Annotated in this window: 10 protein-coding genes; 4 read left to right on the top strand and 6 right to left on the bottom strand. The window is 34.0% G+C overall.

Annotated features, from left to right (window positions below; all coding sequences use genetic code 11):
- Positions 1-26 precede the first annotated feature (26 nt).
- The gene (gene tamL, locus ACW5R3_RS11970) at positions 27-2,552 is read right to left on the bottom strand and encodes a translocation and assembly module lipoprotein TamL (RefSeq protein WP_456577253.1); all 2,526 of its coding nucleotides are present in this window, start codon (positions 2,550-2,552) and stop codon (positions 27-29) included.
- 184 nt (positions 2,553-2,736) lie between these two features.
- On the opposite strand from tamL, the gene ACW5R3_RS11965 reads away from it, so the two are divergent.
- On the top strand, positions 2,737-3,456 hold the full coding sequence (locus tag ACW5R3_RS11965) for a TrmH family RNA methyltransferase (protein WP_456577252.1): 720 nt from the start codon (positions 2,737-2,739) through the stop codon (positions 3,454-3,456).
- A gap of 87 nt (positions 3,457-3,543) precedes the next feature.
- Here the strand turns inward: ACW5R3_RS11965 and porT are convergent, their stop codons facing one another.
- Positions 3,544-4,257: a type IX secretion/gliding motility protein PorT/SprT gene (gene porT, locus ACW5R3_RS11960; protein WP_456577251.1), complete on the bottom strand. Its 714-nt coding sequence runs from the start codon at positions 4,255-4,257 to the stop codon at positions 3,544-3,546.
- Positions 4,258-4,261: 4 nt separating this feature from the next.
- Positions 4,262-4,987 carry a bifunctional demethylmenaquinone methyltransferase/2-methoxy-6-polyprenyl-1,4-benzoquinol methylase UbiE gene (gene ubiE, locus ACW5R3_RS11955; protein WP_456577250.1) on the bottom strand — a complete coding sequence of 242 codons (726 nt, stop codon included), beginning with the start codon at positions 4,985-4,987 and terminating at the stop codon, positions 4,262-4,264.
- A 240-nt stretch (positions 4,988-5,227) separates the two neighbouring features.
- Here ubiE and trkA point away from each other — a divergent pair, with 240 nt between their 5' ends.
- Both trkA and ACW5R3_RS11945 read left to right on the top strand, forming a co-directional pair.
- A complete protein-coding gene (trkA, locus tag ACW5R3_RS11950; RefSeq protein WP_456577249.1) occupies positions 5,228-6,577 on the top strand; it encodes a Trk system potassium transporter TrkA in 1,350 nt (449 codons plus the stop codon).
- Between the two features lie 2 nt (positions 6,578-6,579).
- Positions 6,580-8,073: a TrkH family potassium uptake protein gene (locus ACW5R3_RS11945; RefSeq protein WP_456577248.1), complete on the top strand. Its 1,494-nt coding sequence runs from the start codon at positions 6,580-6,582 to the stop codon at positions 8,071-8,073.
- Between the two features lie 86 nt (positions 8,074-8,159).
- On the opposite strand, the gene ACW5R3_RS11940 is transcribed toward ACW5R3_RS11945, so the two are convergent.
- Together ACW5R3_RS11940 and ACW5R3_RS11935 are read right to left on the bottom strand one after the other, a co-directional pair.
- Positions 8,160-9,347, bottom strand: a complete 1,188-nt coding sequence (locus ACW5R3_RS11940) for a pyridoxal phosphate-dependent aminotransferase (RefSeq protein ID WP_456577247.1) — start codon at positions 9,345-9,347, stop codon at positions 8,160-8,162.
- Positions 9,348-9,373: 26 nt separating this feature from the next.
- Positions 9,374-10,471: a fatty acid desaturase family protein gene (locus tag ACW5R3_RS11935; RefSeq protein WP_456577246.1), complete on the bottom strand. Its 1,098-nt coding sequence runs from the start codon at positions 10,469-10,471 to the stop codon at positions 9,374-9,376.
- Positions 10,472-10,613: 142 nt separating this feature from the next.
- Between ACW5R3_RS11935 and rsmG the strand changes: the two genes are divergently transcribed.
- Entirely contained in the window at positions 10,614-11,246 is a 633-nt protein-coding gene (gene rsmG, locus ACW5R3_RS11930) for a 16S rRNA (guanine(527)-N(7))-methyltransferase RsmG (RefSeq protein WP_456577245.1), read from the top strand.
- A 76-nt stretch (positions 11,247-11,322) separates the two neighbouring features.
- Here rsmG and ACW5R3_RS11925 read toward each other — a convergent pair whose 3' ends face one another.
- Positions 11,323-13,692: a T9SS type A sorting domain-containing protein gene (locus tag ACW5R3_RS11925; RefSeq protein ID WP_456577244.1), complete on the bottom strand. Its 2,370-nt coding sequence runs from the start codon at positions 13,690-13,692 to the stop codon at positions 11,323-11,325.
- Positions 13,693-13,786: the final 94 nt, after the last annotated feature.

Here is a 13,786-nt window from a genome sequence, read left to right as displayed (position 1 = left end):
GAAGCAAAAATAATAAAATAAATAGCTTAAAAGGGGTAATTTATACCAATGTTATAAACAGCGTTTGTGAAATTGTAATCGTTAAACCATCGGTTGCCCATTTGGTAGGAGGGATTGTAGGTTTTAAAACCGGTATCAAAACGGAAAATAATAAAGCCAAAATCGTAACGTAAACCAAAACCTGTACCTAAAGCAATATCCTCTAAAGACTTAAATTCGGTAAATGTTGCTTTGGGGTCTTCAATGTTATCTAATACATTCCAGATATTTCCTGCGTCGGCAAAAAAGGCACCATAAAAATCACCGAAAATATTAAAACGATATTCTAAATTGAAGGCTATTTTCATATTAGCTTCATTAAATTCGTCGTTACTATCTGAGCTTCCAGGTCCTAAACTATAGGCTGTCCATGCACGATTATCATTTGTTCCTCCAGCAAAGAAACTTTTAGAAAAGGGAATACTGTTTGAATTTCCATAAGGAATAGCTATTCCAAAAAATGTGCGCATAGCAAGCACTTGCTTTTTGCCTAAGTTCCAGTGTTTAATATAGTCTAATTCTGTTTTTATATACTGCGAATAAGCAACATCAAAAAGCTCGTAATTTCCATTGGCGTTTTTAGGGGCGCCAAATAAATTAGATCCTAATGATACGATATTACCTGCTGTTTCAATTTTACCTCTGAAAATAGAAAAACTCTCGTCAAATAAACTCCGTCTGTTATCGCGCACATAACTATAACTAGATGCGACAATAAGGTTGTTTTCCGTTAGTCTTTCTTGACGCTCATTTATATAGCTAATATCTTGAATGTTATCGCTAGTTAAGCCATTTGGGGGCGTGCTACTTAATGCTTCTTGAATAAATGCATTGGCTTGTCCTGGAATACCCAAATCGGCATTTGAATCTATATAACCGATATCTTGAGCAATGTCGTTAAGCGTGCTATATGAGGTGCTATAAACATTAAAGTAGTTGTCGGGGTTTAAGTTTTTTACATATTGGATGCTGAATAAATCAAATCCGTTTGTAACCTTAGAATTAGGTTTCCATCCGTAGTTTAATGTTCCAGAAAGGGTTTGTTTATCTAATCCTATGTTGGTTTGGCTAGAAGTTGAAATACTCATTCTCGTACTAGGCGACATGCTTTTAGGGATTAGTTTCCGGGTATTAAACGGGAGGAGTAAGCGTGGAAATGTAAGTTTTAAATCGGCTCCCCACTCATTAATATCAAAAAAACGATCGTCATCATTATTAGCATCTTTTGAGGCACCAATAGAACCGAATGCTGTAAGTTGTAAGGTTTCGGCTCCTCCAAATACATTACGCATAAGTATGGATGGGTTTAATGATAAGCCTATTGTTTGAATATTACTTTGAGATACTTCCGTACTAAATTCCAAACCAAATTTCTTTAGTGGTGTTAAGTATACATTAGCTGTAAGTGTGCTATCGGAGTTTTCTACATACTCAATATTAGGATACTTAAAGGTGCGTAATTCTGAAATGTGTCTGTAAGAAAGTGTTCTGTCCTGGTCTTTGAAAATAGAGTCTGGTGTGATAAAAATAGCATCTGTAAGTGCTTTTCGTTTAAAACGCAACTTACCATCACTTAATAAATTATAACCTTTGTATCTTGTTGTGTCGTGTTGATTTTTGTTTCTATTTAAATAGGAATAGTTGGTAAATACATTCACATCTTTTATTTTATAGATTGTAAATGGTTCACGGCGTGATGAATCTTCATTTTTAATTAATCGATCTTGAATTTGTAAATCCACTTTTACCTTTTTATCGGTTTTAATGGTATCCATTTCAAAATACACATAGTCTTCACTAAAATGATAGACACCGTTATTCCTAAAGTAGGATGTTAAGCGACTTTTTTCTTGCTCAAATGTAACCGTTTTATATTGTTGGTTCATTTTTATGCGGGATCGGCGTTTAGACTTATTGTACAATGAATCGATTGCGGGCGATGAGATTTTCACGCTCAGCGAATCTACAATATAGGGGTCGCCAGTTGTTACGTAATAATCAATTTTGGCGCGACTTGAGTCTATTTGAGTTGTTTCAGAGCGAGCCTTGGCTGTAAACCAGCCATTATGAAAATAGTAGGCTTCTAATTTGTTTATAGACCGTTCGGTTTTTTCGGAATCTAATATTACAGGTGCTTCTCCTGTTTTTTTTAGCCATTCATTAATGCCTTTACGGGATTCAATATATTGGTCTAATTGCTTTTTAGATAAAAACCGCTCTAGGCGTGCTTCTTTTTTAGAGTTCTGTGTTAAGTTAGCTTCTAAAATAGAATCTATATTTGGGCGTGCTAAATTATATATGTGTAACCTGATAGGAACTGTAAGTAGCTTCCTATTGGCTTTTTGGTATAATAGGTTATTAATGTTTTCACTATTGCTAACCTTGTCATTTACATAAATGGTATTTTTAGTTAGCAACTGTTCATCTTCTCCAACACGCTTTATGGTATTACATGACGCTAGAAGTAGCGTTAAAAATGTGCAAAATGCTATTTTTGATGAAGGTATTCTCAAGGATACGTATAATTATAAAAAATTAGCGTTGGTGTTGATGTTTTATAACTGCTGATAAATTATCAGAAAATTGAGTCAAAAATACATTATTTCCATGTAAATAAAGCATTAATATAATGACACATTTTGAAAGCTTTGTGTTTTATTCTTTTTAATTTAGTCCCCATTAATAAAAAGCGGTTTTATGCTATCTAAAAATCAAATAAAACTTATTAGCAGTTTAAAGCAAAAAAAGTACCGACAACAACATGGGTTGTTTGTTGCTGAAGGTGTAAAAACCATTAATGAGCTTTTAGATTCTACTTTAAAGCTCCAGCAAGTATATACGGTTTCTTCTTTTGGTTTGGATGCCGATTCGGAAACGTTAATTTCGGAAAAGGATTTAAAGAAAATAAGTTTTCTAAAAACACCCAATCAGGCGTTGGCTGTTTTTGAAATCCCCAAACTCAAAGAAATTAATGAGTCAGGTTTGCAGTTAGCGCTTGATGATGTTCGTGATCCTGGTAATTTAGGAACAATTATTAGACTTTGTGATTGGTTTGGTATTTCGCAATTAATATGTCATACTCAAACGGTTGATTGCTATAATCCGAAAGTTATTCAGGCTACGATGGGGTCTATTACCCGAGTTCAGGTTATTTATACCGACTTAGAAACGTATTTAAAGCAAACTAATTTGTCTGTTTATGGTGCTTTTATGGATGGTGATAATGTATACACTAATGCTTTAGAGTCTCGCGGTATTTTGGTGATGGGTAATGAAGCAAATGGTATTTCTAAAGCTATAGAGGCGCAAGTAAGCAAGCGTGTGAGTATTCCAAGGTTTGGAGCTATTCAAGCAACCGAAAGTTTAAATGTAGCTACAGCTACAGCTATTTTGTTAAGCGAATTTAAAAGGAGCTAAATAAAGAGCTCTAATTATGTGTATATAACTGTTTTACTCCGTTTCAAGATTTAAATGACATAACCTAAACCTTATAAAAGGTGTTGATTATTGAAAGGTGAAATTTAAAAAGACACCGCGTGTTTTCATACTGTTCACATTACTTGTCCATGGACTGTTTGGGTCTTTGTCTTGAATAATTTCATCATTAAGAGCAAAAACACCACGAATAGAAGGTGTGAACTTAAAGAAGTATAAATAAAAATCAACCCCAAAACCTATTTCGTAGAAAAACATATTCTTTTTAGTTCTAAACTGACCACTACTATTATCGTCAGGATTGTTTTCGTTACTTGATAAGTTTAAAGCTGTTGATAATCCAGCAACTACAAAAGGTTTGAAATTATTAATTCGTTTGGTTGAAAATTTCATTAATAAAGGAAAGTGAATGTAAGTAGATTTAACTTCACGTGTTAAATCGGTATCTGTGAATTCCATACCGTTAAAGTAACTTTCATCATAAATTAAGTTACGCGTAGTAATATATAAACCTGGTTCAAAACGCAGATCCATATATTCCATAATTCGGAGGTTTCCAATTAGTCCAACATTAAAACCACCTGTTTTTTCAACAAGTATATCAGGCCTGTCGGTGTTATAATCAAAGTTAAAATCGTAACTATTATACCCTAAAAAGAATCCATAACTTAAAAGCTTTTTGTCTTCAGTTTCAAGATTTCTAATTTTTTCTTTAGAAAATAACTGAGCAGATGCTATTTGTGCAAGTAAAATAAACCCAAAAAGGAGCAGGTGTTTTTTCATAAAACTATTTTGATAATGTATAAATAGTGGCTACGCCAAATGTTTGTGGCAAGTCATTTACATTAGTAAACCCAATTTTACGTAAAATATTGTTTAATTCTTCGCCAAAAGGAAAAACAGAAGCCGATTCGCATAAATATTTGTAAGCTGTTTTATCTTTTGAGAACGCTTTACCTATAATTGGAAGAATATTTTTTGTGTAAAAATTATATCCTTGTTTGTAAGGTGTTTTTGTAGGCATGGAGGTTTCTAAAATAACAAACGTTCCATTTGGCTTTAAAACACGATGGATTTCAGCTAAACCTTTTTCAAGGGTTTCAAAGTTTCTAATACCAAAGGCTACAGTAATAGCATCAAAAGAATTGTCTTCAAAAGGCATGTTTTCAGAATCGCCTAAAACCATATCAATTCTATCGTTTAGGTTTTTATGACTAACTTTTTGCTTTCCTATTTCTAGCATTCCGCTACTAATATCAAAGCCAACAATTTTTTTGGCATCCGTTTGAGCAAGCATAATGGCTAAATCGCCGGTTCCTGTTGCAATATCTAAAATTGTTTCAGGATTGCTAGCTTTTACAATAGCTAATACTTTTTTGCGCCAAGACACGTCAATACCAAACGAAATTACCCGATTTAAACCATCGTAATTACCGGAAATAGTATCAAACATTTTTGTAACCTGTTCTTTTTTTCCAAGGTCACTGTCTTTATATGGATTTACTTTTGACAACTTATATCTTTTTTTCGCAAATATAAACTATTACTTAACCATTAAGCAACTAGATGGTAATTTATTATAAACCCATGATTTATATGGCGAAACTAATTTTTGCTTTATATTTGCACTACTTTTTAGTATATAAACCATGAAACCGGGACTAATACATAAAACAATTATAGATGCTAAGCTATAGTATGTTTATGCTATTAAGGCGTATTGGTTTATTAAAAACACAATACCAGTAAGCAGATGAAAATAATTATTGCGGGTGCAGGTGAAGTTGGATTTCATTTGGCTAAATTATTGTCCTTTGAGTCGCAAGAAATAACATTAATTGATACCAATAAAGAGAGTTTGTTTCATGCCGATAACCATTTAGATATTAAAGTGGTTAAAGGAGATGCAACTTCTATATCGATTCTTAAAGATTCTCGAGTAGCACAAAGTGATTTGGTTATTGCCGTAACTTCTTCTGAAACTACAAATATTACGGTTTGTGTATTAGCTAAACAATTAGGTGCTAAACGTACCATAGCTCGAATTTCCAATACGGAGTTTATTCATCATAAAGATGAGGTTGGTTTTACTAAATTTGGAATTGACGAACTGATTTCTCCAGAGGCTTTAGCAGCGTCAGAAATTAGGTTGCTATTATCGCAATCGGCTTTTAGTGATACTTATGCTTTTGAAGATGGGGCCTTAACTATGGTTGGTTTGGATTTGTCCAGAACTATGGCTTTTGCTGGGAAAACAGTTAAAGAAGCTGCTGAAATATTTCCCGAAATTCATTTTGTTCCGATAGCTATTCAACGATTTGGAACACAGTTTACCATTATCCCAAGAGGTGATACCCAACTTAAAGAGGGCGATCATGTAGTATTTATTACATCTGAAGGTGGTGCTGAAGAATTGTGTAAAATTACAGGAAAGTCTAATACCGATATTAAGAATGTGATGATTCTTGGCGGTAGTAAAATAGGCTATAAAACAGCTCGTGATTTAGCGAGTAGCGGTTTTAATGTTAAGCTTATTGAAAAATGCAAAATTCGTGCATTTGATATTGCCGATGAATTGCCAGATGTACTAGTTATTAATGGCGATGGAAGAAATGTTGCGTTATTAGATGAAGAAAATATTAGTGATATGGATGCGTTTATTGCCGTTACTGGAAATAGCGAAATAAATATCATGTCTAGCTTAGTGGCCAAATCTAAACATGTTAAAAAAACGATTTCCTTAGTTGAAAATATGGATTATTTTGAACTATCGCAGTCTATAGGTATCGATACCTTGATAAATAAAAAACTACTAGCAGCTAATAATATTTTTAGATACGTTAGACGTGGCGAAGTACTAGCCATGACCAAGTTGAATAATATGAATGCGGAGCTTTTAGAGTTTAAAGTGAAATTGCGTTCAAAAATTTGTAATAAGTTAATTAAAGATGCAGGGTTTCCAAGATCGGCAATTATTGCGGGCGTTATTCGTGATGGTGTTGGGAATATTGCTTTAGGAGATTTTAGAATTCAAGAAGGTGACCGCGTTGTTATTTGTGGTTTGCCACGATCCATTAAAGAAGTTGAAAAGCTATTTCTGTAAATATGAAGCTTAACTTTAAAATCATTTTTCATTTTTTAGGCGTATTATTACTTTTTAATGGTGGCTTCATGCTAGTTTCTGCCTTAATTAGTTTTTTATATAAAGACGGGGTGACTTTTAGGTTGCTTTTAGCAGCTTTTAGTACCATTCTAGTTGGAATTTCCTTGATGATCCCAACTCGTAATCATGAGAAAATCATGAATAAACGAGAGGGATATATTGTGGTTACTTTTGGTTGGTTAGTTATGGCTTTTTCAGGCACATTGCCTTATGTGTTTACAGGTGCTATACCTAATTTTACGAATGCATTTCTAGAAACCATATCAGGTTATACAACAACGGGTGCCACCATATTAAGTGATATTGAAATAATTCCGCATGGCGTTCTATTTTGGCGTAGTATGACCCACTGGATTGGTGGGATGGGGATTATTGTTTTGGCTATTGCTATTTTACCTTTATTAGGAATAGGAGGTATGCAGCTTTTTGCAGCTGAGGCGCCTGGACCAAGTGGTGATAAATTACATCCAAGAATAACCGATACAGCTAAGCGATTATGGCTTATTTATGTTGGGTATACTATTGCCGAAACAATACTGTTGAAACTTGCTGGGATGAGCTTTTTTGATGCCATAAACCATTCGTTAAGTACCTTGTCTACCGGTGGTTTTTCAACTAAAAATGCCAGTGTAGCCTATTGGAATGATCAACCTTTAATACAGTATATTATTATCTTTTTTATGTTTTTAGCAGGGACTAATTTTGTACTAAGCTATTTTGCTTTTAAAGGTAAGATTCAAAAAATTATTAAGGATGAAGAAGTACGACTTTATACGGTGTTTGTTTTAATATTTACTGTCATAGCAGCATTTATTGTGTACTTTAAAGCCGATCCGACGCTTTCATCTATAAACCATCCGATGGTTTGGGGAGAAGCAGAAAGTGCTTTTAGACACGCTTTATTTCAAGTGTTGACAGTAATTACAACAACAGGTTTTATTTCAGCCGATTATACTTTGTGGTCGCCATTTTTAGTGGTTTTCTTTTTCGGACTTATGTTTTTAGGAGGTTCTGCAGGAAGTACTTCAGGGGGTGTGAAAGTGGTACGTCATTTAATTTTAATAAAAAATGGGTTTTTAGAGTTTAAACGGGCTTTACATCCAAATGCTATTTTACCAGTGCGATATAATTCTAGGGCTGTTTCAGGTGAAATTGTTTTTAATATTTTAGCCTTCTTTATACTTTATATGCTATCGTTTATTGTAGGTGCTTTAGTGTTCTCTATGTTTGGGTTAGATTTAATATCCTCAATAGGTATAGCTGCATCTAGCTTGGGGAATGTAGGTCCTGCTTTTGGTGCGTTCGGTCCTGTTGATAATTATGCGGCTTTACCGGCTTTAGGTAAATGGTGGGCAGCATTTTTAATGCTAATAGGGCGTTTAGAGTTATTTACTGTTCTTATCTTATTAACGCCTTTCTTTTGGAGAAATAGATAGTGTAAAATAAATAAAATGATATAAAAAAAGCCACTTCTTTCGGAGTGGCTTTTTTATATGGTTATTTGATCTGTTTACTAGTAGTCTTAAGAAACAGCTTCTTTAATACGTCTTATTGCTTCTATAATTTGCTCTTGACTCGCTGCATATGATAAGCGGATACAGTTTGGTGCACCAAAAGCATCTCCCGTTACTGTAGCAACTAAAGCGTGCTCTAATAAGAATAAAGAGAAATCAGAAGCATTGTTTATAGTTGTTCCTTTTAATGTTTTGCCAAAGAAAGCAGAAATATTAGGGAATACATAAAAAGCACCTTCAGGCGTATTGTTTATAAACCCAGGAACATCATTTAGTAATGTTAAAACTAAATCTCTACGTATTTTAAACTCATCAATCATGTATTTAACACGTGTAGGTGATTCATTTAAAGCTGTAATAACGGCACGTTGTGCTATACAATTAGCACCACTGGTTACTTGACCTTGTAGTTTGTTGCAAGCTCTAGCAATAGCTTCAGGAGCGCCAATATAGCCAATACGCCAGCCCGTCATAGCAAAGGCTTTAGAAACCCCATTGATTGTTATTGTTCTGTCAAACATATCTGGGAATTCAGCCATACTAGTATGACCATTTTCAGTAAAATTTATATGCTCGTAAATCTCATCAGATACCACATAAATATGTGGGTGTTTTTTTAATACGTCTGCCAATGCACGTAATTCAGCTTTGCTATAAAGTGAACCACTAGGATTGCATGGTGAACTGTACCAAATCATTTTTGTTCTAGGTGTAATAGCAGCTTCAAGTTGCTCAGGTGTCATTTTAAAATCGGTAGCAATACTCGTTTTGACTTCTACAGGTGTACCTTCTGCTAGTTTTACAATATCAGAATAGCTAACCCAATAAGGACAAGGTAGTATAACTTCATCTCCAGGGTTAAGCATAGCTTGAGCAACATTATAAAGTGCTTGTTTAGCGCCTGTTGAAACTACAATTTGGGATAAACCATAATTAAGATTGTTATCACGTTTAAATTTTGTGATAATAGCTTCTTTCAGTTCTACATAACCATCAACTGGAGTGTAACCGTTATAGTTTTCATTAATAGCTTGTATAGCTGCTTCTTTAATGTAATCTGGTGTATTAAAATCAGGCTCACCTAAGCTTAAGCCAATAATATCTTTGCCTTCTGCGCGTAATTCACGTGTTTTGGCTGCCATTGCTAAAGTGGCAGAAGTAGCCATACTTAAAACTCTATCTGAAAGTGCTTTCATTGAAAAAAAAATATAAAATGATAAATTTATGATGCAATACTTGGTTTTGCTCCTAGTACTTTTAATTGGTTGTAATGCTCAGCTATAGCGGTCCATATTGAATTATATTCATTATATGGTAAGCTAAATTCGTGAGCGGTTTCTTTAACAATTTTAGCAATGTGCTTGTAGTGTACATGGCTAATATGAGCAAATAAATGGTGCTCTACCTGTCTGTTTAATCCACCTGTGTAAAATTCAACAATCCAACTTTTTGGTGAGAAATTAGAAGTTGTAAATAATTGGTGAATTGCCCAAGTGTTTTTCATTGTTCCATTTTCATCTGGAATAGGCATCTCCGTATTAGGCATTACATGCGCTAATTGGAAAATAACACTTAAAATAATTCCTGCAGTATAATGCATGATGATAAAACCAATAAGAACTTCCCACCAAGCAAATCCTAATGATAAAGGCAATACCACCCAGATAGAATAGTATACAATTTTACCAACTATTAACTTGGTCCATTGTGTAGCAGGATTTGGGAAATCACCATATGATAATTTACGTTTAAGATATTGGTATGTTTGTTTGAAATCTGTAGTTATAGCCCAGTTTACAGTTAATAATCCGTAAAGTAAAAAGGCATAGTACTTTTGGTATTGGTGAATTTTAAGCCATTTAGAATGTTTTGAGAAACGGATAATTCTACCGGCATCGATATCTTCATCATGTCCCTGAATATTTGTGTAGGTGTGATGTAGAACATTGTGTTGTACTTTCCAGTTGTAATCGTTTCCAGCTAATATATGAATACTGCTACCCATTAAAGTGTTAACCCATTTTTTACTAGAAAAAGAGCCGTGATTTGCATCGTGCATTACATTCATACCAACTCCTGCAATACCAATTCCAATAATCACCATACAGATAATTTGTACCCAACTTGGTAGGCTAACTGTTAGTATTAAAACTAAAGGTCCTAATAATAATGTAAACATGATAATGGCTTTAATGTATAGTTTCCAATTACCAGTTTTTTTTATGTTGTTTTCTTTGAAATAATTATTTACACGTTTATTTAGTGTTCTGAAGAATTTCGCAGAGTCGTTTCTCGAGAAAGAAAGCGCTTTATTTGTCATGCTATTTGTATTAAATGTATTTACGCTTGAAGCATAAATTTGATATTTATGCAAATATAATTATTTATGAGTGGGTATCTGCACAAACTTTTCATAAAAATATGCACAAAAATTTACCTATTTTTGCCAAAAATAAAACTGCATGGAGCTCATTTTAAAATACTTTCCAAACCTTACAGAGGACCAAATAACAAAATTTAAACAGCTAGAAGGCTTATACCAAGACTGGAACTTGAAAATTAATGTCGTTTCTAGAAAAGATATTGACGAGTTGTATTTACGTCATGTTTTACATGCTTTAGCTATTGCGAAGGTGATTGAGTTTAAGCCGGGTTCACAGCTAATGGATGTTGGTACCGGTGGTGGTTTTCCAGGGGTTCCTTTGGCTATTTTGTTTCCAGAATGTTCTTTTCATCTTGTAGATAGTATTGCTAAAAAATTAAAAGTAGTAGATGAGGTTGTAGCTGGATTGGGGTTAACGAATGTGAAAACAACTCATACGCGTGTGGAGGAAGTGAATGATACGTATGATTTTATAATTAGTAGAGCAGTGGCGGCAATGCCTACGTTTGTTCATTGGGTGAAAGGTAAAATTGCCAAACAACAAAATCACGAGTTGAAAAATGGGATATTATATCTAAAAGGCGGTGATTTATCAGAAGAATTACAGAGTTATAAAACGGCTACTATTTATAATATATCGGACTTTTATACCGAAGAATTTTTTGATACTAAAAAGGTAGTGCACTTACCTATGAAATATAAAGGTAAGTAGTTGTAAGTCTATTTAAATATTTAGAAACAAAAAAAACTCCCAGATTAGTTCTCGGAGTTTTTTTGTTTTCAGATTATTACTTTACAAGTATTTTAGTTCGAAATTGTTCTTGTTTATTGGTTTCTAAAGCTAGGATGTATATTCCTGAAGCTAATTGTATAGGGATTGTTGTGCGTTTGTTTAACGTTACTGTATTCTGGTATACAAGTTTACCTGTGGGGTCTATAATTTTTAAATGACTATCAGTATAAATTTGTGAACTGAGTAGTGTTAAACTGTTAGTTAATGGGTTTTTTTCTAACTTGATGAAATTAGCGGTTTCGTTGGTAACGCTTAATGTTTCTGGCATAATTTCATTAATAGCAAATGCAACATTTTGAGGTGTTAAAGTAACATGAGGTTGGTTTTCTTCAGGCATATACCAGGCGTCAAAAGGAGTGGTGTTGGTTGTGCCTCGAGAGGTCATAATGTTGGAAGGGGTGTGAAACCAATCTATTTCGTTATTAGTTATTTCAAAAGCCATAGAACTAACACTAGGTATAAAATTAAAATAATTAGTGGTTAGAGCATTTAAAAAATCACCTACAAGTCCTTCTGTGTCTAGATCTTCGGTAAGGTTGGAAATGTCAAACAATCCACCGGAAGCAGCGTCTACGCCATTAGAGTAGTTAGTTGCCGAAGCGGTCGCGTTATTAATACGGTCGTTAGCTAAGGGAAACCACCAGGCAAAATCTAAGTGTACTTTACTACTATAAACTTGATTGTTGGTGTAAGGGGTGAAACGTGTTTCAACTTTTAAATCAGCGCCGGTCATAACATCTATATTAGCATTTAAAATGCGGACTTCAGGTAATAAATCGGTGTTGTTAGTACTAGGATACCTGGCATTAATTCCGGAGCCGTTACTAATTGTTACATTTCTAGTTTGTTCTGGAAAACCTGATGTTGTTAAAGCTGTCATGCTATTCATTAAAATAGTTTTAAAAGGATGTGCTCGTGGCAAGTCCAAACTACCATTAAATGTCACACCGTCTGAATTTGTTATATGAGGCTCAAATTGGTCGACTAACATTTGTCTAGCAGCTGATGAGGTTAACATGCCGTCAATAATAGGTTGTAGCTCTTCTACATTTTGATTCCCTATAATGCTGAAGTCATCAAGTCCATAAGCTAAAAAGTTAAATTGATGTTGAAAGCCAATAGGGACATTGGCGCCGTGATGTGGTGAATCAAAAGATATCCATAAACGGGTATCGTGATTTAAGTTTGCGCTTTCCATGTAATTTAATGCAAACCTTGAGATTAAGCCTCCCATACTTGGCCCGATTATTACATTTTGTGCGTTTCCAACCTTTTGATCATTTATTAAGTTTATCAGATCTACTAAAATCATGGCATTTCGTTCAATAAAATCGACACCGCCATCAATTACGGTATTGTCTGCAGTTCGTGTATATATGGGGAAATTTAATATAACAAGATCAAACCCTTCAGCTCTTACTATATCACCTAGATTAGAAGTGTTTCCGTTTTCTTCATAATTAAGAAGGTCATAAATACCTGTAATATCTCTACTGTCAGATGGGTCAAAACCATCAACTAAGAGTATTGGTTTGTCTAAAATGTTATCGGAACTTAAAAATAATTCGTATTCACCCACACCTGTATAGGAGGTTGTTTCACCGTATTGCGATAAGTCGAAATTGGTTGTAGCATTAAAGGTTTGGATATTTCTGTTGAAAAGCGTTTGTAAGTCGGAGTTGGAATAGGTTATTTCTAGATGAGATGTTCTGGAAATAATGGTGCCATCTATTAAGGTGAAGTTGTAGGTTAGTGTCTTTTTACCAGCTTCTAGATAGGAAACTTGTAGGTCTCTATTTGTATTGACTGAAATAAAACCACGTCCATCATCAAAATTTATACTTATGTCTTTTATAGGGTTTTCAGTGGTGTCATAAATGTGTTCTTCAGAAACTGTAAAGGTTACGGTTAAGCCTTTATGTGTTTTTATTAGGGGAGCGGCTATTATTATGCTTTGTTGATCAAAAATAGTGTTGTTCGTGTTGTTCCTTATAATATAGCCTGCGTTATTGCGAGTAACAGTTTGGTTTTGCAAAGCTTCTGTTTTAATTATGTCAAAATTACTGTGTAAAACGGCAATAGGTATTTTATGTGTGAAGTAACTGGTTTTACTTGCAGACTTTAGTGTTGATAGTGGTTTTAGTCTGTTCCTGAAATCGTTCTGTTGAACAGCTTTGTAAGCTTGGTAGAAGTTATATAGCGTAATAGATTTCTGGTTGTATTCTGTTATGTCTATTACAGGCGATTGTGGTATTAATATATCAGTTTTCATCCCAGAAGTATCAAACTGACTAAAAGCTTTTTTGTCTTGAGAAAATCCAGTAATTGAAAAGAGTATTAAAAAAAGAACGTAATGTGTTTTCATGGTTGTCATCTTTTTTGCATTTATTAAATATAAACGATGTAAGTGATAACGTGAAAAACCTTAGGTAAACGGTGTAAAAAAACCCTTAACTTGT

This window comes from Algorimicrobium bowmanii (assembly GCF_054031195.1).
This window is presented reverse-complemented; position numbering and strand designations above follow the sequence as displayed.